This window comes from Hanamia caeni, assembly GCF_003721595.1.
Lineage (GTDB): Bacteria > Bacteroidota > Bacteroidia > Chitinophagales > Chitinophagaceae > Ginsengibacter > Ginsengibacter caeni.
On sequence record NZ_RJJR01000001.1, the window covers coordinates 490,497 to 512,918 of the forward strand.

General features: G+C 41.0%; 22 protein-coding genes. 7 read left to right on the forward strand and 15 right to left on the reverse strand.

Annotated features, from left to right (window positions below; translation table 11 throughout):
• The first annotated feature begins 85 nt into the window (after positions 1–85).
• From EFY79_RS02255 to EFY79_RS02265, 3 genes are all read left to right on the forward strand, one after another.
• Positions 86–1,186: an AI-2E family transporter gene (locus EFY79_RS02255; protein WP_123119031.1), complete on the forward strand. Its 1,101-nt coding sequence runs from the start codon at positions 86–88 to the stop codon at positions 1,184–1,186.
• A gap of 326 nt (positions 1,187–1,512) precedes the next feature.
• The gene (locus EFY79_RS02260; RefSeq protein ID WP_123119032.1) at positions 1,513–2,859 is read left to right on the forward strand and encodes an alkaline phosphatase family protein; all 1,347 of its coding nucleotides are present in this window, start codon (positions 1,513–1,515) and stop codon (positions 2,857–2,859) included.
• A gap of 35 nt (positions 2,860–2,894) precedes the next feature.
• On the forward strand, positions 2,895–4,718 hold the full coding sequence (locus tag EFY79_RS02265; protein WP_233577904.1) for a cytochrome c peroxidase: 1,824 nt from the start codon (positions 2,895–2,897) through the stop codon (positions 4,716–4,718).
• Positions 4,719–4,810: 92 nt separating this feature from the next.
• Here the strand turns inward: EFY79_RS02265 and EFY79_RS02270 are convergent, their stop codons facing one another.
• The gene (locus tag EFY79_RS02270) at positions 4,811–5,548 is read right to left on the reverse strand and encodes an RHS repeat domain-containing protein (protein ID WP_123119034.1); all 738 of its coding nucleotides are present in this window, start codon (positions 5,546–5,548) and stop codon (positions 4,811–4,813) included.
• 202 nt (positions 5,549–5,750) lie between these two features.
• On the opposite strand from EFY79_RS02270, the gene EFY79_RS02275 reads away from it, so the two are divergent.
• Positions 5,751–6,773 (forward strand): LLM class flavin-dependent oxidoreductase, encoded by a 1,023-nt coding sequence (locus EFY79_RS02275; protein ID WP_123119035.1) that lies wholly within the window; start codon positions 5,751–5,753, stop codon positions 6,771–6,773.
• Positions 6,774–6,996: 223 nt separating this feature from the next.
• Here the strand turns inward: EFY79_RS02275 and EFY79_RS02280 are convergent, their stop codons facing one another.
• Positions 6,997–7,224 carry a DUF4160 domain-containing protein gene (locus EFY79_RS02280; protein WP_123119036.1) on the reverse strand — a complete coding sequence of 76 codons (228 nt, stop codon included), beginning with the start codon at positions 7,222–7,224 and terminating at the stop codon, positions 6,997–6,999.
• 302 nt (positions 7,225–7,526) lie between these two features.
• On the opposite strand from EFY79_RS02280, the gene EFY79_RS02285 reads away from it, so the two are divergent.
• Both EFY79_RS02285 and EFY79_RS02290 read left to right on the forward strand, forming a co-directional pair.
• Positions 7,527–8,651, forward strand: a complete 1,125-nt coding sequence (locus EFY79_RS02285) for a serine hydrolase domain-containing protein (RefSeq protein WP_123119037.1) — start codon at positions 7,527–7,529, stop codon at positions 8,649–8,651.
• On the forward strand, positions 8,621–8,869 hold the full coding sequence (locus EFY79_RS02290) for a DUF3471 domain-containing protein (protein WP_123119038.1): 249 nt from the start codon (positions 8,621–8,623) through the stop codon (positions 8,867–8,869). The genes EFY79_RS02285 and EFY79_RS02290 overlap by 31 nt, the downstream gene beginning before the upstream one ends.
• 166 nt (positions 8,870–9,035) lie before the next feature.
• Here the strand turns inward: EFY79_RS02290 and EFY79_RS21350 are convergent, their stop codons facing one another.
• From EFY79_RS21350 to EFY79_RS02310, 5 genes are all read right to left on the reverse strand, one after another.
• Positions 9,036–9,176: a hypothetical protein gene (locus tag EFY79_RS21350; protein WP_158605123.1), complete on the reverse strand. Its 141-nt coding sequence runs from the start codon at positions 9,174–9,176 to the stop codon at positions 9,036–9,038.
• 105 nt (positions 9,177–9,281) lie between these two features.
• Positions 9,282–9,911, reverse strand: coding sequence for a glycoside hydrolase family 19 protein (locus EFY79_RS02295; protein WP_123119039.1), 630 nt, complete (start codon positions 9,909–9,911; stop codon positions 9,282–9,284).
• A gap of 148 nt (positions 9,912–10,059) precedes the next feature.
• Positions 10,060–10,683, reverse strand: coding sequence for a hypothetical protein (locus tag EFY79_RS02300; RefSeq protein WP_148041830.1), 624 nt, complete (start codon positions 10,681–10,683; stop codon positions 10,060–10,062).
• Positions 10,684–10,850: 167 nt separating this feature from the next.
• On the reverse strand, positions 10,851–11,291 hold the full coding sequence (locus tag EFY79_RS02305) for a M15 family metallopeptidase (protein WP_123119041.1): 441 nt from the start codon (positions 11,289–11,291) through the stop codon (positions 10,851–10,853).
• A gap of 183 nt (positions 11,292–11,474) precedes the next feature.
• Positions 11,475–12,029: a DUF4231 domain-containing protein gene (locus EFY79_RS02310; RefSeq protein ID WP_123119042.1), complete on the reverse strand. Its 555-nt coding sequence runs from the start codon at positions 12,027–12,029 to the stop codon at positions 11,475–11,477.
• A 678-nt stretch (positions 12,030–12,707) separates the two neighbouring features.
• Here EFY79_RS02310 and EFY79_RS02320 point away from each other — a divergent pair.
• Positions 12,708–13,811, forward strand: coding sequence for an acyl-CoA dehydrogenase family protein (locus EFY79_RS02320; RefSeq protein ID WP_123119044.1), 1,104 nt, complete (start codon positions 12,708–12,710; stop codon positions 13,809–13,811).
• 75 nt (positions 13,812–13,886) lie between these two features.
• Here the strand turns inward: EFY79_RS02320 and EFY79_RS02325 are convergent, their stop codons facing one another.
• From EFY79_RS02325 to EFY79_RS02365, 8 genes are all read right to left on the reverse strand, one after another.
• Positions 13,887–15,230 carry a sensor histidine kinase gene (locus EFY79_RS02325; protein ID WP_123119045.1) on the reverse strand — a complete coding sequence of 448 codons (1,344 nt, stop codon included), beginning with the start codon at positions 15,228–15,230 and terminating at the stop codon, positions 13,887–13,889.
• Between the two features lie 6 nt (positions 15,231–15,236).
• Complete coding sequence (locus EFY79_RS02330) at positions 15,237–15,911, reverse strand: response regulator transcription factor (RefSeq protein WP_123119046.1); 675 nt, start codon at positions 15,909–15,911, stop codon at positions 15,237–15,239.
• 4 nt (positions 15,912–15,915) lie between these two features.
• Positions 15,916–16,776 (reverse strand): hypothetical protein, encoded by an 861-nt coding sequence (locus EFY79_RS02335; protein WP_148041831.1) that lies wholly within the window; start codon positions 16,774–16,776, stop codon positions 15,916–15,918.
• Between the two features lie 15 nt (positions 16,777–16,791).
• Positions 16,792–17,109 carry a hypothetical protein gene (locus EFY79_RS02340; protein WP_123119048.1) on the reverse strand — a complete coding sequence of 106 codons (318 nt, stop codon included), beginning with the start codon at positions 17,107–17,109 and terminating at the stop codon, positions 16,792–16,794.
• A gap of 56 nt (positions 17,110–17,165) precedes the next feature.
• Positions 17,166–17,969, reverse strand: coding sequence for a hypothetical protein (locus tag EFY79_RS02345; RefSeq protein ID WP_123119049.1), 804 nt, complete (start codon positions 17,967–17,969; stop codon positions 17,166–17,168).
• Between the two features lie 317 nt (positions 17,970–18,286).
• Positions 18,287–20,674, reverse strand: coding sequence for an ABC transporter permease (locus tag EFY79_RS02350; protein WP_123119233.1), 2,388 nt, complete (start codon positions 20,672–20,674; stop codon positions 18,287–18,289).
• Between the two features lie 411 nt (positions 20,675–21,085).
• Complete coding sequence (locus EFY79_RS02360) at positions 21,086–21,940, reverse strand: AraC family transcriptional regulator (RefSeq protein ID WP_123119051.1); 855 nt, start codon at positions 21,938–21,940, stop codon at positions 21,086–21,088.
• Positions 21,918–22,415 carry a DoxX family protein gene (locus EFY79_RS02365; protein WP_123119052.1) on the reverse strand — a complete coding sequence of 166 codons (498 nt, stop codon included), beginning with the start codon at positions 22,413–22,415 and terminating at the stop codon, positions 21,918–21,920. The genes EFY79_RS02360 and EFY79_RS02365 overlap by 23 nt, the downstream gene beginning before the upstream one ends.
• Positions 22,416–22,422 lie beyond the last annotated feature (7 nt).

The following is a 22,422-nucleotide window of genomic DNA, read 5'->3' on the forward strand; positions in this document are numbered from 1 at the left end:
TCCGCATTGGATTAATCGTTAGCTTTCTTAAATAATTTCCTATTCATTAATTTATCGAATTATCTTCCGGCTTATAAACTAATTTATGCAAAAGAAATATCCCTTTTTTTTCAGGTCTACTGTCACTTTATTTGGAATAATCCTGTTTGTATTTGTGCTTTTTGAGCTGAGAAGTATTTTAATTCCTCTTGCATTCGCCATAATGATTGCTATTCTTTTAAATCCTTTAGTAAATTTTTTGACAAACAAAAAATTGAACCGGGTAGTAGCTATTTCTCTTGCACTGCTCTTAGCCATCTTGTTTGTTGCCGGCGTTTGCTATTTTATCTCGTCACAGATTGTGAAGTTTTCAGAGAACATCGATACCCTTCAAAAAAAGTTTTCTCTTCTTTTCCACAATCTTCAGCTTTGGCTGCAAAACAATTATTCATTCACCATTGATAAGCAAAAGGAGTATTTATCTGAATTAAGCGAGAGCCTGAAACCTTTAATAGGCCAGACTTTGGGCACGGTTCTGGGCACGCTGAGCGTTGTATTTCTTTTACCTGTGTATATTTTTTTGATGTTGTATTACAAAACGCTTATCCTGAATTTTTTGTACGAAGTATTTTCGCAAAGAAATTCTGAAGGCGTGAGCACGGTATTATCGCAAACCAAAAATGCCATCCAGAACTATATGGTGGGTTTGTTGCTTGAGGCCATAATTATTGCCATTCTGAATATAACGGCTCTTCTTATTTTGGGCGTTCCCTATGCCATATTGCTGGGCATTATCGGCGCACTCTTAAATGTGTTGCCTTATATCGGTGGCATTATTGCTATCATTCTTCCTATCCTGATTGCCACGGTAACTAAAGATGGATTTTCAACCCAGATCTGGATTATTGTTTCTTATTCTGTGATTCAATTTGTTGACAACCATATCCTCGTTCCCCGCATTGTTTCTTCGCAGGTAAAAATCAATGCATTGGTCACCTTGGTGATCGTATTGCTTGGCGGATCTATCTGGGGAATTTCAGGCATGTTTCTTTCGGTGCCGTTTATTGCAGTGCTTAAGATAATTTTTGACCGTGTAGATGGATTAAAACCCTGGGGAAAATTATTGGGAAGCGAAGTGCCGGTGGAACACAAGGGTATTATCTGGAAGAAATGGAAACGCCGTAAAAGAGCTGTTACAAACGCGTGAACCGGGGCCGAAATAAACAGTAAACCAATAAATAATTCAATTTTATATCCCGGAAATTGTATACAAAAAGTTTGGATAGATGTATTCTTACTATCATTCCTGCAAATTTTTTAAATGGGTTATAATTGATGTCGAAGATTTTTATGAGAATACTGTAAGTTTGTAGCAGCCCAATTCAAAAAATCGATAGCAGTTTATTGGAAATTGAATTAGGCCATTTCAATAAAATTTAATTGCCGCTCAGTACGAAGTTTACAAATCACATACTGGGCCGAAGTCTTTAAACGGCGTATTTGCTTTATTAAAAATAAAATCTTCAAAACAGAATGTCATTACAACGAATCTTTATTCTATTGCTGGTCGTATTTGCAATCAGCAGTTGCGGTACCAGCAGAAAAGCGCAACCTTACGCAATTTCATTTGATCAGGGCATTAGGCAAATCAACCACGTGGTAATTATCTATATGGAAAACCACAGCTTCGACAACCTGTATGGCGAATTCAAAGGCGCCAATGGTATTGAAAACGCCCGGAAAGGAAATTTTGTACAAGTGGATGAAAACGGCCAGCCTTATAAATACCTGCCGGAAATTCCAAGAAACAATTCGTTTCCGACTAACCTGCCCAATGAACTTTTTAATATTGATCAGTACGTTCCGGCCGACAAAAAAACGCCGGATGTAACGCACCGTTTTTATCATAACCAGATGCAAATTAACGGGGGAAAGATGAACAAGTTTGCCCTCTACAACAATTCCAAAGGCCTGGCCATGGGATATTATAATACTGAAAAATTGCCATTGTATCCGTTTGCAAAACAATACACGCTTTGTGACAATTTTTTCCAAAGTGTCTTTGGCGGCTCTTATTTTAACCATGTGTATCTCATTTCCGCCGCAGTGCCCGTATGGCCAAACGCGCCGGAATCAATGGTTGCAAAAGTGGATGCTGATGGCAAATTGGTAAAGGATGGTGCCATTACGCCTGATGGCTACGCGGTGAATACGGTGATTTCCAAAGACAAGCCATATCCACCCAAGTCGGATACTGCCAGGCTACTACCGCCGCAAACCATGCCTACCATCGGCGACCGGATGAGCGAGAAAGGAGTATCGTGGGCATGGTATTCTGAGGGATGGGACGATGCCGTGGCAGGAAGGCCAAATAACTTTGCGTATAATCACGAGCCCTTCCTGTATTTTGCCAAATATGCCGAAGGAACAGAAGGAAGAACGCATCTGAAAGATCAAAATGACTTTATTAAAGCGGCCAATGAAGGCACGTTGCCTGCCGTTTCTTTTGTGAAACCCGGCGGTGGAAATGATGAGCACCCCGGCGGTTCCGCAGTATTCCCTTCTGAACAAGGCGCGGTTAAGCTGATCAACGCGGTATTGAACGGGCCTAACGGTAAAGACGCGCTGGTTATTCTCACCTACGATGAGTTCGGTGGATTTTTTGATCATGTAAATCCGCCGGTAATCGACAGGTGGGGCCCGGGAAGTCGCATTCCGGCGATTATAATTGGCCCGTTTGCGAAAAAAGGTTTCGTGGATTCCAGTCAATATGAAACCGTGAGTATTCTCTCTTTTATTGAACACCGCTGGGGCCTCGAGCCGCTGGCTGAAAGGGATAAAAATGCCAACCCGTTCAGGAATGCGCTGATTTTTAAATGATTTATTACTGGCTATGAACAGCTATGTATAGGAAAATGGCAATAGTAGTCTTTTTAGTGACAGGGCTATCTATTGCAAGCTTTACTCCCTTTTACTCAAGCTATACACAACACACTGCCGCAAGCCCGCGCGAAGAACGAATTCAAAATATCGTTTTAGACCAGGTAATGTCTTTTCAAAATTATATCAAAGACACTTTCCTTGTTGAAGTTGGTAAAGATCACCCCGACAGCCAAAAAATTCGGCAGGTATTTCTGAAATCAAGATTGCTGTACAAAAAATTTGAGTGGGCGGCAGAATATTTTGCCGCTGATCTTGCTGAAAGGCTTAACGGCCCTCCCGTGCAGGAAATTGAGAACGCTGATTTATTAGACCCTTCGTTGGCGCGTGCCATAGATCCAATGGGCTTGCAGGTAATAGAAGAATCTGTTTACCCGCAATTCGATACTTCCGGAAAAAATAAGCTGGTAGTCGGAGTAACAAATTTGGTGACCAACACAGGCTACCTGGTTTCCTATTTTACCGATCACCCGCTTGCTGACTGGCGCATTTTGGATGCTGCCAAGCTGGAAGTGTTCAGGATTATCGCCCTGGGAATTTCCGGCTTTGATGCCCAGCATTCCGGGAACAGCATCAACGAATGCGCGGAGTCATTAAATAGCCTTCAAGACGTTCTTCGTTTTTATTTAAACAAAAACAGCACGCCTTTGTTGCAGGATTTGTCCGCAGCCATTTCTTATCTTCATGACAACGCTGATTTTGATTCATTCGATAGAGCGGTATTTATTACAAGGTTTGCAAATAAGATAAGCGCGAAGATTGCCCGGCTGGAGCGGGACTTGCATGGGCCTGGCATAAAATACAACCGTATGCTCAGGCAGGAAGCCCGCACGCTTTTTGATTCAGGCGCTTTTAATGTAAATGCTTTTACTCCGGGCCCCGAATATCATGTGACGGATGCAAAAGTAGTATTGGGTGAAAAACTTTTTTATGATGCCTCACTTTCCGGAACAGGAACGCGGAGCTGTGCTTCATGTCATAATCCCCGCCTCGCTTTTACTGATGGACTGGCAAAGGAGCGCGATTTGCATGATACATCCAGGTTGATTTTAAGAAACGTGCCCACGCTTCTGGATGCCGCTTTACAGTCAAATTATTTTTACGACATGCGGGCATTAACGCTGGAAGACCAGGTAAAAGATGTTATCGCAAATCAACATGAGATGGATGGCTCAATGGAGGCGATTATAAAATATGTTTCCGCAGATACCAGCTATCACACCTTATTTGTAAACGCCTTTCCCCGAAAAAATAAAGAAATCACTGCGAACGAAGTGGCCAATGCGCTCGCTTCTTACGTGCGCAGCCTGGTAAAACTCAACAGCCGCTTTGATGAATATATGCGTGGGAAGGAAAATGCTTTATCTGTTCAGGAATTAAAAGGATTTAATTTATTTATGGGCAAAGCCAAATGCGCCACTTGCCATTTTGCGCCCTTGTTTAATGGCATCACGCCACCCAAATATGTGATGAGTGAAACAGAAGTATTAGGCGTGCCGGTTTCTCAGAAAGATTCTACGATTGATCCGGACATGGGTTATTATGGTGTGATAGAAATTGATTCGTATAAATATGCATTTAAGGTTCCCACGATAAGAAATGTAGATAAAACCGCTCCTTACATGCACAATGGCGTATACCGGACTTTAGAGCAGGTGATGGATTTTTACAATAATGGCGGCGGCGCAGGCTTAGGAATCAATCTTCCCAATCAAACGCTTTCCAAAGAAAATCTTCATCTCACTGAAAAAGAAAAAGAAGATATCATTGCTTTTATGAGAAGCCTGGATAGTAAATAAGAAGCAACGGCAAATTACTGCTTCAATTTCAAAAGCGGCCAACCGTGCTGCCAGTAAATCAATAAATAATACAAATTTATATTTTCCTGGTATCAGAAATAAGTAAAGGTTTGTACAGCAAGGCTTCCGTCATCCAGCGTCTGCGTGATGGTACTAATGCGATTTTTACTGTCAAAAGTGTAGGTGCTTACGATATTTGCCACCACATAACCGTTTGAAGTTATTTTATGGTTTTTTACCAAATGGGCGGGTGTTGATGATTGCAGCGGATTGATGAAGGGCATTGCAAATACGAGATCAGGATAATAGTCAAAAGTTTCCACCTGTTTGTCTGTATCTGTTGTCTTCACCAGGTTGCCATCGCCGTCATAAGAATAGGTGGTCACATTATCCACTACTGATTTGTAAAATTCTTTCACCGTGCTCAACTGATTGTTTGCATTATAAATATATTTTTCAGATGTAGTATCTTTCTCGTCATTATATTGATACGTGCTGTCGACGAAGTGGTTACTGTTTAAGAAAATATCTTCGTGAATAGAAAGCGCGCTCATTACATAAATTTCTATGGAAAATTTGCTGTCAGACTCATAGGTAAACAAAAATTTATTTCCCGGTACTTCTACCTGGTCTATGGCTGTTATCCGGTTCTTCGCATCATAACTTAAATTATAATTGGCCACGATGGAATCTCCATCAGAGGAAACAACCTTTTCGCTGTAGCTTTTTACCTTGAGAACATTATTGGTATCGGGTTGCTTATCTTTTTGGCAGGCGACGAGAAGTAAAGCGGCGCCAATCGAAAATAGAATGAGGTTTTTTGATTTCATAATAGACTGATTTGACTTAACAACGAATTTTTTCGGATAAGTATTGTTACTTTAAATTTTTGATAGTTACTTGTTTGTCTTAATCCTGTTGGAAAACTATCGAACGATTATGTCCAAAGCTGAATCGTTAGTTTTGTATTGGCATATTAAAAATGCCGACAAGTTGCAACAATTATTTTCTCAGCAAAAATTTCATTAGCGTATGAAGAAAATAGGATTTTTATCTTTCGGGCATTGGGCCAATCATCCTTCTTACAGAGTCCGTTCAGCAAGTGATACATTGCTCCAGTCTATTGACCTGGCGGTTGCTGCAGAAGAAACTGGTATTGATGGCGCGTATTTTCGCGTACACCATTATGCACAACAACTGGCATCGCCGTTTCCCCTGCTTTCGGCCATTGGCGCCAAAACCAGCAGGATAGAGATTGGAACCGCCGTTATTGACATGCGTTATGAAAACCCTCTGTACATGGTAGAGGATGCAGGGGCGGCTGATCTCATTTCGCGCGGACGTTTGCAATTGGGAGTCAGCCGCGGTTCGCCAGAACAGGTGATTGATGGATGGCGCTATTTCGGTTATGAGCCAAATGATGGCGAGGATGACGTAGCCATGGGCCGCCGCAAAACCCTGGAGTTTCTCGATAAGCTGAAAGGCGTTGGATTTGCGCAGCCAAACCCCAATCCGATGTTTCCGAATCCGCCGGGATTATTGCGCCTGGAACCTTATTCTGAAGGCTTGCGCGAACGTATCTGGTGGGGCGCTGCCTCTAATGCCACAGCCGTGTGGGCTGCTGAACATGGCATGAACCTGCAAAGCTCTACGCTGAAAGAAGACGAAAGCGGAAAACCTTTTCATGTGCAGCAGGCAGAACAAATCAGGCTTTACAAAGAAGCCTGGAAGAAAGCAGGCCACCGGCGTGAGCCGCGCGTTTCCGTGAGCCGCTCGGTATTTGCGATTGTTAACGACATGGACCGCTATTATTTCGGACAGGAAGCAGAGCGAAGTGACCATGTGGGCTTTATCGAAAAAAATAAACGCGCCATTTTTGGAAGAAGTTATGCTGCCGAACCTGAACGACTTATAAAGGAGCTTGCCAAAGATGAAGCGATACAGGAAGCGGATACGCTTCTTTTAACTGTCCCCAATACATTGGGCGTTGATTATAATGTACATGTGCTGAAGTCTGTTTTGGAATATGTAGCGCCTGAGTTGGGCTGGCGTTAAAGATTTGCCATCTGTAATTTCAGTAAATTAGGCAGCTTCCGTCCGCAATTATTTCGTATTCATCAATGCGCCTTTATCTGCAGCTTTGAGATTATGATACGATGATATCTTTTGACGGAGAATGGCCGACGTATTGAGAATTATTAACATCATGCCGAGTTTGGGATATACGTCAATCCATACGATACGCAACCGGTCTTAAAAAATTATCTTTTCCACTGCATCATATCTGGTATTTACTGAAGTGTTCATTCCATTTACCTTTAAAAGTTTCCGAATGGGTTTCTGTCGTTTCAATTATCATTTTTATTTCGTTATTGGTAAATCTGTTCATGTAAGCTATTTCTATGCTGGGCAAAAGCCAGATTTTCCCATTCGCGCTTCCCTTTATTACATGTAAATGTAACGGCTCATTATTTTCATTACTAAAAAAGAAAAAACCTAAGCCCATTAATTACTAATACGGGGTGGCATAAAAATTATTGCTCTGTCTGTTTGCCCGGCATCTTTTATTCTGACCTTAGATATTCATTTGTTCTCTCAAAAACAGGCATTTTCCGACACAGTATTCTTTATACTGCTAAAACAAAATATTTATCTAAAATCTTGTTGAGCTCTATACTCCCTTGCAAGTTGCCAACCGATCTCTGTGTCCTTGTGCCTTCGTGTTCAAAAACACAAATTATGCACTTGAAATTATTTACTTCAAGAAATAATTATATATTAAATTCATTGTTTATAAATACATAAAAGATGAAAAATATTCTGGTGGCTGTAGCTGTTCTTTTCCTGCAGAATTACTGCTTCGCACAAAATGAGGCAGCGCGGATAGACACTTTACTGAATGCTTATACAAACCTCAACCAATTCAATGGCTCAGCCCTTGTAGCTGCAAAAGGTAAAATTCTTTTGAACAAAGGGTATGGTTATCGCGATGCTGCAACAGGCGTGCTAAATGATGAACATTCAATTTTTCAGCTAGGGTCTTTTACCAAACAGTTTACTTCAGCGGTGATCTTAAAACTACAGGAAGAACATAAATTATCAGTATCCGACAAGCTCAGTAAATACTTCCCCGCGTATCCTAAGGGCGACAGTATTACCATCAAAGAGCTGCTGACACATACCGCAGGAATTTATAACTATACCAACGATGAAAATTTCATGAAGAATGAAATTACCAAACCGAAGACGCGCGAACAAATGATGGCCCTGTTCGAAAATAAACCACTCGATTTTTCGCCCGGCACTTCATGGAGTTATAGCAACAGTGGCTATTCTATGCTCGGCTACATTATTGAAAAAGTAACAAAAGCTTCCTACGAAGAGGCAGTTCATAACTATATTTTTTCACCGTTGAAGATGACGCATAGTGGTTTCGATTTTACTGATTTGAAAAGCCCGGATAAGACAACAGGATATTTTGTTTTAAATACGCACGATACAATGAGAGCGCCGATCGTTGATTCCACCGTTTCGTTTTCTGCAGGAGCTATCTATTCTACCACCGGTGATTTGTACCGGTGGAGTCAGGCACTGGAAAATAATACTATCTTATCCGCATCGGAACAAAACGAGGCCTACACGCCCGTAAAAAATAATTACGGTTATGGCTGGGGCATAGATAGTATTAACGGAAAAAGGAGAGTAGGTCATAACGGTGGTATTCCCGGTTATATCACCACTATATCGCGTGTTCCTGCTGACGATGTGACCATTATCCTTTTAAGCAATGCGTCCAATCCTACTATAGGAAAGATTTCAAATGGTATTTATGCGATTCTTTATAATCAAAAATATGAGGTGCCGAAACAAAGGAAGGCTGTGTTAGCCTTGATGAGCAAACCATGCATCAATATAACGGGCAGTATGAGCTAAAGCCTGGCTTGATAGTAACAATTAATGCAAAGGACAGCGTATTGATTGCGACCCCTACTGGCCAGGGCTACAAAACGCTTTATGCGGAAAAGAAAGATTTTTTCTTTGAAAAAGAAAAAGATGTCCAGTTGGATTTTACAAGAAATGATAAAAATGAAGTTGATGGCTTTATCTTTCATCAATCAGGCAGCGAGATCAGGGTTAAGAAAATTAAATAGCTGGCAGGAAGGTATAGCGATTGGCACAGAATAGCTCTCAGCCAACGTTTTGACATAAAAACTTTTTCTTAGATAGCTTCCGGTTAACATTCAACGAATAAGTTGATAAATTATACACCAAAGAAGATTGGGAAACGCAGGTACGCTATACGCGGAAAGCCAATGGCTACATCATCTTTTGCAACAGCGATTTTAATTCGTCAAGATTATTTTTAATCTCATTTATTTCACCATTCACATTTACCTGCAAGCTGGCAGGCGACACGGTTTGAATACTTATATCGTTAGCTCCTGTTGAATCGGCCATAATTTTAAGAATTTTAAAAACCTGATTGGCAGAATTGTTTACATATTTTTTCCCGTGGAGCAGGATAAAGTAAAGTGCTTTATCACGTTTGGTGCGCTTTTAAAATTATGCCGGGTTATTTAAAGCGTCATAATACTTATGAAAGTTACTAATGCGGTCGGCCAGGCCAATGGTACCTCCATTAACTCTCTTTGTAATAATAGTTATTACATTATCTGATGAGCCCGTATCAGCTATTGAATTCAATCCCTTATTCAAAACATATTCCCATAACGCGCAGTCTAATGCATAATTATCATCCGACCTCAAAAGATCTGCTGTTGTTCCTGTATCCTTTCCCAGGTATTTGGCATATCCCACGTAGGCTTCCTTGCCGGTAAGTTGCAGAAACCCTCCACCGCGATAACGGAAACCATCGCCTGGCTGGTCGTTTCCCATGCGGCCACCATATACTGCTTCGGCTAATTTTGCAGGATTTTTTATATAGTCATTTGCATTTTTTTTACCGGCTGATCCATTCATACTAAAACGGCTTGGCCACACGGCAACAATGCGTTGTGGAGTTGAATAATACATATTCTCCGTTTTGACGGCAAAGTTGCCGGACTCATGGCCTACCTGGGCCAGAAAGTGAGCTGTTCTCAGATTGGTATTGATCTGATATCTGGCAAAAGCATTTGGCAAAATAGCAAGAATGCTGCCGGGTATCAATCCATGAAGCTTATTAAGTTCCATTGTTAAGTGGTTTTATTTTGCCTACTCTATGATACCGTTTTTCGGCTTTACACGGCATTACAATCAATTGATTGAACTAATTTTCATACAGTCCGGAATAATAAAAATACCCCTTTGCTATATCAACCTGCAGCAACTTTTCGGATTATTATCTATACCCAAGCCTTCTTAACTCCGCTCTGATATCAGCTTCGTTTCTCAATTTTGCTTTTGTTTTTTTACCATCTTTATATTCGCAGTCGCAACTGCCCGAAAGTTTCCGGCTAATATTTTCTAAATACCTCAATTTTTTTTTGCCCTCTATTTTATAGTCATCAAATACAAAGGCGCCATAAAGAGTGCCCGATACATCGGCATGAAGCTGGGGCCAGCTAACCAGCACTATCAGTTCCTTATTTCTTCCTTTATCTGCATTCGCAAAAAAAACATTTTCAATTTTAGGGTCTCCACCTTCGCTTTTTATGGTGTCAATTAAGAACCGTGTGTAATCGTTGCCGGCGTTTTTAAAAAAAACTTCTCCGATAACCCGGTGATAAGTCTGCTGGCCGGGATCTTCTTCCATCGAAAGTTTATGGCCCTGTTCAAAAAAAGCAATAATAACAGGCCTACCATTCCACATGGTATCCAACACATTAAAAGCAAGTTTTGAATGTTCAGGCATATACTTGCTTACGAGTTGCTCAGCAGACTCTTTCGATCGCCTTTCAACACGTTGGCCAAATGAAGAGTTAGCTATTAAAAGTAATAGTATAATGTGGAGGAAGTATCTCATTATGTTTAAACAATTTTAGTCGACAATTCCTAAATGTAAGCAATCTTGATTCTGATGGATTAATAACTTCCTCTTTTTATTTGACATGGCTTTTAGAAGATCACCTTTTTCGAATAGCCATTACCGTTAGTTTATTTCAGAGGAAAAAAATCTTCCATCTTGCTAACTCAGGCAATTGTTGAAGTATCTACACCATGCGCCTGCCGGTACTTTGTCGTCCACGCAGTCATATCTTTTACATTAAGAGCGTCATCAAAGTGTACCGGATCCGGACTGCCGTGAAAGTCGCCACCCCATCTGATACCCCCCGCTTTTAGTTCATTGATGAACTGTCGTACAATGCCGGTGTCGTTCTGCATCCGATGGGAGTTATAATAGCCGCCGGCATATTCCAGGTTGCAATCAATGGCATGACCTATCATGTGATTGCTATGAGTGGCGGGAGTGACAATAGCTCCCGGCACATTCGCGTCAATCCTGAAGGATGAATTTACAATTACGGTGATGTTGTACTTCTGTGCAATCGCATTCATCTTAATGAGAGTTGGCTCAAAATCCTCATCAATAGTGCACTGACCTTTAAAGTTAGATGCTGTAAATTGTTTCATTGTTTATGAATTTAGATGATGATAATCTTATTTGAATCTTCTTGATTTATCAGGAGAAGTTTGCCGTATCTATTTTATCGATGTTGTAAATCTTATCTGCGTTCTGACTGATCGTACCAGTCAAAACCTTGTTGCATTGGTAAATTCTTACTCATAATTAAAAAAAAATTCTTTTCTATAGCGTTAGGGATTTGCCGGGGCTGCAGGCTGCTCACTTACATCAGGTTCCTGCGATTGATTTACACCGGCAGGTGGCTCTGCGTTTGCTTTTCCCGGATCTTCCTGTTGTTGTTGACTCTGCTGTTCTTTTAGTTTTTTTACAGCCGGCCATTCAGTATGTTCCTTACTCAAAATTTGTTCAACCCGTGAAACAAAAATGCATTCTTTATCTGCACCGGGTTTGCCGTAATCGCCAACGCCAAAATTATAATAATAGATTTCCGGTTTTAATTGTTCCATGGTTGAACGATAACTTACCCACAACTCCTGGTATTGAAATGTTTTTAACCCGGACGTTAAAATGGTTACTAATGCAGCAGTTACCACGATTAAATATTTAAAGTCAAAGTGGTCTGTGCCGGGCAAAGCCGCAAGGATGGTAGTTACTGTTGAAAGGATAATTAATATCCATTGGATATTTTTATACCGCTTTTGGTTTTTCTTTGATGCAGAGCTGTAGTATTTTAATTGGTCATAATATCTTTTTTCAAGATAATCGTTAAAAGCAGCCTTGTCCATGTTATACAATTTTTAGTTGAATAAATAATTATGGTGCAGGTTGCTGAAGAAATAAATTGCGAAAGCAATTAAATTCTCTTTTGAAAGATCAGAAAATACTGAATTTGATAATAGTATTTAATATCTCAGATTTAAAGAACGTCAATCAGTTAACTAAACTAAGAAAATTTATTTATGCAATAAAAAATATTATTGCCAGCAAACGAACAAATAAACGAGATTCTTATTTTTATTTCGATGCACGTTTCATAGGGAAACAAAAGGAATCGTCAAAATGTAAGCACCGGCTATTTACATTTAGTTTGGTCAAGGCGGGACACAATATAAAATTTCAGATTTTATACTGATTATTTATTAACCGGAAGTATAAACCTATACGCTTTCAGAACCCATTGATGAAGATGATTTTTTTGCACGAAGTAAAAGTGAGACTGATCAAGCATGCAAATAAAAAAAGCGGAAGAGGTTTTCTTATAGGTAATTGTTTTTGTGAGTGAATAACCCCCAAAAATAGTTGTTGAATTCTTCTATTGCAAGCTTTTGGCAAAAATACCGCTGTGGCCCGAAGCACGGAGCGGTCGGTATAGAAGGTCAGACCGCGGGCAACAGTGAATCGATAAATTGATTGATTTTTTTATCTACGACTGAAACCACTTTCTTTGCCTTAAATAAAGTAGCATGGACTCAATTCCGCACCCTTCTTTTTTTATTGATTCCGCATCAGTGGCTATCATTCGCCAATATACCGCAAAAGCGGAACAGATGCGGTCTTTACATCCCGGGCAACTGGCCCTAATTTATAAAAATCACTGGTTTAATTTGTACGTACCTGATAAATATGGAGGCCTTGGTGTATCGCTGCCTGAAGGACTAAAAACAGAAGAATCTCTCGCGTGGATTGACGGCAGTATAGGCTGGACAGTTACACTCTGTAGCGGCGCCAATTGGTTCGTTGGCTTTCTTTCACCAGGCACCGCCGCCATTTTGTTCTGTTCTGAAAAAGTATGTCTTGCAGGAAGTGGACGCGCGTCTGGAATTGCCAAAATAATAAGCGATGATGAATATGAGATTTCCGGAAGCTGGCAATATGCCACCGGCGCTGCCCATGCCACTGCGTTCACTGCCAATTGTCACCTGGAAAAAGAGGGCAGCCTTCTCCGGGATCAAAATGGCAACGCCCTCGTAGCAGCGTTTATTTTTTTGCGAAATGAAGTGAAGATAAATGAAGACTGGAAAGGAATGGGAATGATTGCCACCTCAAGCAATAGCTTTGAAGTAAGCGGGGTAAGAGTCAATAAAAACAGGCGCTTTCAAATTGATGAGCGTAAAGCCGTGTTGCCAGACACAATATATCAATATCCTTTTCTACAGTTTGCTGAGAGTACGCTGGCCGTGAATATGTCAGGCATGGCCATTCATTTTATGGATTTGCTGGCGGAGCAGCTTAACGAAAGAAATTTATCTGATTATTTTACGGAAGATCACCGCCATTCGCTTTTGCTCCGGAGTGAAGCTGCAAGGCACAAACATCAAAATGCAAGGGAGCGCTTTTACCAGGCGCTTCAAATTTCATGGGACCGCTGGGATGACCGAAAAGATTTTGCTACACCTGCTTTAGAAAATGTAAGCCGCACAAGCAGGCATTTAGCATCCACTTCAAGGGAAGTAGTGGATGAGCTGTTTCCTTTGTGCGGACTTGTTGCGGCCGATCTGGCCTCAGCAACCAACCGTGTATGGCGAAACCTGCATACGGCGTGCTTGCATCCTTTGCTGCTTGGATAAAAACGTAGCGGTTAGCACCTAAGGGCAGACCGCGGGTAAGAGTGAGCCATATTTCCCCTTTCAACGGACGTCTTTTTAATTCTTGAACGGCTGTATAACTTCAATCATTTCTGAAGGAATGGTGATACTGAAAACCGTCCATTCGCCATATGCTGAAGTAACTTTTATTTCAAAGCCGAGAAACGAGATAATGCTTTTTACAATAGACAATCCCAGGCCATATCCTTCGCTTTTATCTTTTCCGGATTTAAAGCGGTTAAATATGGATCCCAACTCTTGCTGTTTTATGCCGATGCCGGTATCTCTTATTTCCAAAACATAAGGCTCGCCTGGCACATAGTGGTCGAGCAAAAGAATGGAACCATTTTCCCTGTTGTACCGGATTGAATTATTGATGAGATTATATAACAATTGAAAAAACAAATCATGGTTCACTTTGTTCACCATAATGTTAGCAGAAATCTGGTTGGTAAAATGAAGGGATTTTGTTTCCAGCCGGGCAGAAAGTTCTTCCATTATTTCAGAAGACAGTTCGTGAATATTAACCGTATCCGATTTGACAAACTGGTCGTTTTCGATGCGTGAAATATACAAAAGTGAATGAACAATCTTTTTCAACCGGTTTAAAGTCTTCATCATGGATGAAATTTTATCCTGTTGTTCTTCAGTGATATTTTCTTCCATCATCATGTTCTCCACATTGGTTTGTAAAATACTGATCGGGGTCATTAATTCATGCGAGGCATTGGAAGTAAATTCCCTTTCTTTATCAAACGCTTCATGTATCTTTTTCATCAGGCTGATAAGCGAATCATCCAATAATTTGAAATCAGTGGTAGAAGTTTTTATCGGAGAAAGTTTTTCTTTGAAAGGAAATTTCCGGTGCAATAATTTGGTTTGGATGATCCTGCTTAGTGGACGCAGCAAAATGCGGGTATAAACCAGGTCAATTACAATGCTACAGATGATGAGGGCAATTAAAATATAGAGTGTAAACCGCTGCAGCAGCTTATTGTACTGGCTGATGGTTGCAGTGGTTTTACCAATTTCAAGAATGTATTTTTTATTTTGAGTATTTATTTCATGAATAAGAATTCTATAATTTAAGGTATCCTCTCCCACCACGCGTTGTGAAGTTTCAATGGTGTCCCTGACAGGAGCTTCTTCTGCCGGGAGCAAAGAAATATACTCTTCTTTCAGCATCGTATAACTTGCAAAAGCGCTGTCGCCCTGGAGATAATAATCCACTCCGTTTTCAGAAATTACCGCAAGTACTTTTTTCTTTTGCTGGTTCAGGTAATAATTGCTGTACTGAAAGCTTGCATAATTAACGAGAGAGGGTAATAGCAATACAAACAGCACTACTATCAATAATTTTGAAAGCGTAATAAAGAGCGTAAGCTTAGTCAGCAGTTTCAAAATAACTTACATTTTTATTTTATAACCGATTCCCCGTAAAGTCTGAAGCCAATCTACCGGGCCATGTAGGGCCATCTTTTTCCTGATATTTTTTATATGCACATCAATATAATTAGAATCATAATCGTCGTCTGAAAAAGATCCCCAGATATGCTCGCTCAATTGCATCCTTGTTAGTGGCCTGTTTTTGTGAAGAATCATGTAACTCAACAGGTCAAATTCTTTTTTTGATAAATCAATTTCTTTTTCTTCCATCTTTACGGCACGCTTATTTAAATCTACGGTAAAAACACCCAATTCTATCATCGGGTCGTTATTGCCGGATTTACGTCTTGAGATAGCCTGCATCCGCGATTGCAATTCAAGCAGCGAAAAGGGTTTAGGAAGATAATCGTCTGCACCAAGGTCCAGCCCTTTTATACGATCTTCGAGGTTGCCCCTGGCGGTGAGAATAATATAGGAAGCCCTGGGGCACATTTTTTTTGTTTTATCCAGTAGTTCCAGTCCATCATTATCGGGTAATCCAAGATCAAGAAGAATAAAATCATATTCATTATCAATCATTAATTTTTTTGCCTCCGCTGCCGTAAAAGCCTTGTCGCAGAGATAAAAAGCTTTTTCTAAAAAAAGCTTGATTTCACGGGCTAATGATTTTTCATCTTCGATGATTAATACTGTCATGGCTTCAGAACTGGTAATAAAAGCTAAAAGTAAAAAAGGAATTTACATTACCGGTGGTTGTTTGCACATGATTGCTTAACAAAGACAACTGGTAGGCGGCTTCTATTACATAATTTCCGCGGTTATAATCCAGGGGCAGTTTAAAATTATAAGACAAAAGATTAAAAGCGGTTTCCTTAGTTGTTATGGTGTCTGCATGATTGGAATTGGGACGTCCAAAAATAGGTATCGGTAAATTTCCCAATATACTATCACGTTTCTTTTTCTGTTTGATGTACGACTGGTAAAAATGCTGTGTGCCACTTACCATATCTGCTGAAGGCGTGATCGTAACCACATCTTTTTTGCCGATACTAAAAAGAGAGATTTGTTTGGATAGGGCGGTAGTTACAAAGGCGTCATTGGTCTTTCCAAATGCATAATCACCCGTAACGCTTGCCGTAATCCATTTTTCCCAGGAAAGTGAAACACTTGCATTATCCCCATTTGCAGCCTGGAGCAAAGGTGAATTGGCTGCATAAAAGCTATGGCTGTAACTCAAATCAGTAGCGAGATTTTTTGCCAGTTTAAAATTCACGCCGGCGCCAAGACTGCCGGCAGAAAGTGTAGAAGTATTGTCATTTAAAAGCTTATAGGTCTGGCCGGTAAAATATATGCCCGACGGAAGCTGGTAGTTAGCAGCAACCGCAGCATATGGAATTTTTTCCGCTGCGCGTTGCCCGTAATAGCTTGCATCATTTGAATATACCGCAGCAAGGGTTAAGGTGGATTTGGATGAAGCGCTATCAACGGCAGTTGAATCAGTTTGAGCCAGGCAAAATTGACTGCATGTTGCCATAGCGATAATAAACAAGATCGATTTCATAATCATTCAATTCGTTTAATGAAGTATTTTAATCACAGGTTTCACCACTGGTTTGATGGCTTTAACTTTTGGAACGTTTACTTTTATTTTAACAGGAACAGGAATGGGCTGCCGGTGGGCCTTTGGCAGTACTTTAATTACCTGTACCTCTTGTTTATCTTTTACGTTTACAACTTTTTGTTCGGAAGCTGGCAGGGTAGTGTCCTGGAAAGAATTCATCAGGGTTTTGCTGAAAACAATGTTGGGTTTGCCTCCGCTTGCCAATGAGATTTCCGGAAGAAAGCCAACAAAGAACAGGGCCACCACGCCTTTAAAAATTATCGAACTTTTCATTAGCTTAATTTTAAAAAACAGGTTTTGCAATTTACAGCAAAACCTGTTTTTCGTTCTTACTTAATGTGAACGCCTATTCCGGCATGGGTTTTTACCGAAACAGGTACTTTTACAGCATGCGCTGCAGCAGCGCCGGCTTGTATTGTGTTTGCAGAGGAAGCTTTTATCTTTTTGCCTGAACGTTTGATTTTCTTAACATGTGGTTTTATATTGCTGTTGGCGTTTGCGTTGGCATTGCCTTTTAGCTCTGAATGAGTAGACGCTGATTCACTTTTCCCATCAGAAGCAATACTGCTGATTAACTTTCCTTTTTCTTCGCCCTGAACGCTGGCATCCGATTTATCGGAGGCAATACCGCTGATGAGCTTCCCCTTTTCATTTGCAGTTGCAGATACCGAAGATTGCTCAGCAGCTAGTGCTTTGCGGGCCTTTTTACCTGAATGCCTGTTTTTCTTAAGATGTGATTTTATGTTGCTATTTGCATTTGTGTTGGCATTTCCTTTTACCTCTGAATGTGCAGCGCCTGGTTCGCTTTTTCCTTCTGACGCGATACTACTAATCAACTTTCCCTTTTCTTTGCCCTGAACACTGGCAACTGATTTATCGGATGCAATACCGCTAACCAGCTTCCCCTTTTCATCTGCAGTTGCAGAGGATTTTGCTGAAGCTGCTGCTTTATGATTCTCCTTTATTGGATTTGCCTGGAGACCGGCTTCAGAAGAAGCATCTGCTTTGGCTTTTACATTGTCCGATTTGATTTCAGATTTTCCTTTAATTGTTGCCTGGCTGGTTGCCTGTGTTTGTGCAAAAGAAGCCGTTGCCAGGAATAATGCTGCTGAAAATAATAGTGTCCTTTTCATGTCTTTTTGTTTAGATGAGTAATGATTACAAAAACAAACTTAGAAGCCGAAGATGAAGAGAAAATGAAAAATCAAAAAATAGATAGTGGTCAGGACCGAAGCTCAGACCGCGGGCAACAGTGAACCGGCAAATTGATTGATTTTTTATTTAGGGAAAATGCAATACAAGGCGTTTAACTTCACACCTTCCAAAAGAATATTTATCTACTGGCATCGACAAGCTCAGGATGACAAACAGGGTTGCAGCGATTCATCTTCTATACCAGCCTTCTATCCCTCGAAGAATCAGATAGGCTAAGCTCAGGCGGGCATTCAAACTATTCTGTCCTCAAGCTCTCTGCAGGATTAACCAGTGCTGCTTTTGCAGAATGAATCATCACTGTTATCACTGCTGTCAACACAATCACCAAAGCAGACAAAATAAAGGGGAATACCGATAAACCGGGATTGTAAGCAAATATATTAAGCCACCTGTGCATAAAATAAAAGGCGACCGGAAAGGCGATCAGCGCTGCGATTAATGCCAGCCATAAATAACCAACAGTTACCAGGCTTACGATCTGTGCTATATTGGCGCCCATTACCCGCCGGATGCTGATCTCTTTTTGTCTTTGTTGCGTGGTAAAGGCAGTAAGGCCCAGCAATCCCAGGCATGTAATGATGATAGTAAGCACGGAGAAGGCAGCAAATATTTTTCCCCGCTTCTGATCAGCAGCATACTGCGAATTAAAATCTTCATCGAGGAATTTATATTCAAATGGCAGGTTAGGGAAATATTTTTTCCAGGTATTTCCTAACTGTGCTATGGAGGATTTAAGATTTCCGGTGCTCATCTTTAACTCGATCATGTTGCCATTAGGCCCATAAAACATCAGCAGGGGCGCGATGGGATTGTATAGCGATTCCTGGTTAAAATCTTTTACCACACCCACTACTTCCAGGTAATTGGAAGAAGTGTCTCCCGGAAATTTTACCCGTTTGCCAATGGCTTCTTTCCATCCAAAATGCTTTGCCATGGCTTCGTTTACAACAATGCTATGCGCTGTATCAGACAGGCCCGAAAAATTGCGGCCTTTAACTATCGGGATATTTAACGTCGGCAAAAAGTGTTCATCAATGGCATAACATGCAATCCCCTTATCTACATAACCACTGTCTGTCTGAATGCTGAAAAGATTAAAGTTAATATTAGGATTGCCGGGATAGCCATATCCTGACCCTACCATCTTTACGCCGGCTACACTTCGAAAATCATTATTCATCGCATTGATCTTGCCCCGCTCGTCCTGCCCGGTATTTACCGTTACCACCATCACCTGGTCTTTATTAAAACCTAAATCTTTTTTTTGCAGATACGAAAGCTGCGAATACACCACCCAGGTGCATATCAGCATCACCATCGAGATAGAAAACTGCAACACTACAAGTGCCCGCCTCAGGTTTATATTGCCCGAAGCTTTTGACAGCGCACCTTTTAATATGCTCACAGGTTGAAAAGAAGAGAGATACAATGCCGGGTAACTGCCTCCTGCTAATCCCGTAAACAAACCGATACCCAGCAATAAGAAAATATTGAAAGGTTGAAATAAGGTGGCCAACGTAAATTCCTTTCCGGACAGTGCGTTGAAAGAAGGAAGTAACAGCATGGCCAGCAAAAAGCTTAATACTACCGCTAGAAGCGCTGTAATAAGCGATTCTCCCAAAAACTGGAATACCAGTTGTTTCCTGGAACAGCCGGTAACCTTGCGTATGCCTATTTCTTTTGCCCGGCGTGCCGACCTCGCCGTAGTAAGGTTCATATAATTAATGCTGGCGATCAGCATCATAAAAAACGCGACTGCCGAAAATATCCAGATATACGACATGCTGCCGAGTTCTTCGGGCTCCCGTTCCAGGTGGGAATGCAAATGAATATCCGTTATCGGTTGAACACCATAATGCATCTTCACATTGAATTGCGCAAAAATTGGCGCCATGTATTTTTCGTACATCGGCACTAGTTTTTTATTAAAGGCTGCAGCACTTGTTTCAGGCTTCAGCAGCACATAAGTAAAATTGTTGAAATTACCCCAGCCGCCATCACCTCCCTGGTTTTTAGGGATCGACGACCATGAGATTAGCATATCAAACCGGAGATGAGAATTATGAGGTACGTCTTTGATAACGCCGGTTACTTTATACACATCATATACTGTCCTAAGTGTTTTACCAACCGCGGAAGTGTGTTTGCCAAAATATTTATCAGCAAGCGTTTTGGAAATTACAATACTGTTGGGCGCCGTGAGCGCAGTCGCCGCGTTACCTTCTATAAACGGAAACGTGAAGATTTTAAAAACCGTACTATCGGCATAATAGATCTTCGTTTCATAAAAATTATTTTCCCCGTTTTTAAACAAAGTGCGTTCCTTACCCATAAATCTGGCCGATTCTTCCACCTCAGGATAATCTTTTTTCAGGGTTTGTGCAAGCGGCGCCTGGGTGAGCGTCCAGTCGGTATTCTTATCGCGTTCCTGGATATAGGAAACAATCCTGAAAATGCGATCTGCCTTTTTGTTATAACGGTCATAGTTCAGTTCATCGCGCACATAAAAGATCAGGAAGAGGCTGAACGTAATGCCAATAGTAAGCCCTAAAATATTCAGCAGGGTATACCATTTATCTTTTTTGAAATTGCGCAGGGCAATCAGCAAAAGATTTTTTATCATATCGGTCGTTTGATGGTTTAAAACAGTTATAAAAGGGGAGTGACATTCTTCATTTCCCGCTTGCACCAAAGTGTTACGTTTTGCCCGGATTTTAGTTACATCCTTGTTCAAAATGCTACACTGGCAGGATTCAATACCTTTCCTCGGCCAAAGCTGCCAGTTAATAAGTCAACAGCTATGCCATTTGCTAAGTCATTGCCAATAAATGGTTTGCAAAAAAGCCGGCAATAAAAGTGTCCGGAAACGAACACCTGCCGAACGGATATGATGCAATGACATAGCGCTCAGCACCGCAAGCCAGACCGCGGTAACAGTGAATCGACAAATTAGTTGATTTTTTATCTACGGAAAAGGCTAATGGAGCATTCACGGGCATTTCCTGGAATACCAGGTAAATATCAGGTTTACAACTTACGAAGCGTTCTTATCTTCCTTACGAAAAGCTGAAATGTTTTTACCGGTATTCAATTTAAAAAAGCGGCTAAAGTGTTCAGGATTTTCAAACCCTAATTCATAAGCAATCTCTTTGGATCTTTTATCGGTATAATAGAGATAACGCTTGGCCTCCAGGATAATTCTGTTGTGAATGATCTTTAACGGTGAGGGTTCGTGACACATGGCAAAAAAGTTGGCGAGGGTTTTCGGCGATTTGTTTAGTGCAGCCGCATAAAATTTGACTTCATGTTCCTTTCGGAAGTTAGCTTCCAGAACCAGCGAAAAGTTGCGGATCAAATCCATCTTTTCAGTACTGAATTGATTATATGCCTTTGCCTGCTTTTGGGCTATGCGGGTGATTTTAATAATCAGCCTTTTTAATAGGGAACGAAGCATTTCTCCCTGGAAATGATCTTCCACATCAATCTCATCGGAGAAGGTTTCTTCAATCGCAGATAGCTCCTGCAACTCTTTTTCGTTAAGGCCGACAAACATTGGGTGATGAATGCCATAAAATAAAAATCCTACGCAACCCACTTCCGCATCATGATCCACAATACAATAAAACTCGCGGTTGAACTGCCAGGCTACCAAAGCTTCAGGGTGCTCAAACACAAAATGCTGATTGTACATTAATGGCAGAACCGAGTGGGCAGGCATGGTATATTTTACCTTATCGATGATCACCTGCTGTTCTCCTCCTTTATTAAACACAAACGTGTTAATCGGCTTTATTGAAGGAGCAGTTATCCCGGCTCCTTTAAACATCTCATCGCCAACGTGCATGATAAACTGTCCGAGAGTTGCTTTATTGTTGTATTCCCTTAGCATCTTTTCTTAAAAAATAAACCGGTTTCTTTTGCTTCATCCATTTGTCTACCGAAAATATACCACTGCCGGTAAACATTAAAGAAATCAGACCGGCAATGTACAAAAGGTTGATCTCATATCCCGGTGGTCCAAATTTTGGCCCCGCCGGGGTAAGCCCGATGGTATTCACCGAGCTAAATCCATAATGTACCTGCACAGTGAGCATCGCCGCCAGCATCGTAATGATTAATGGAATGGCAACGATGCTCACGTACCATCCTGCTAAGATGGCAAAGCCCCCTGATAGTTCTATATACGGTACCAGCAGTGCATTCACATGTGCAAGAGGAACACCGGCTTGCACCAATAGTTTTTCAAAACCCCCGGTTCCCCTGCTGATTTTTGCATAGCCATGCAGCATAAATCCTGTACCAATGATCAGCCTTAAAAATAATGGGGCAATATCATACCTTTTTTCAAAATTAATAAGTCCCATCTTAAAA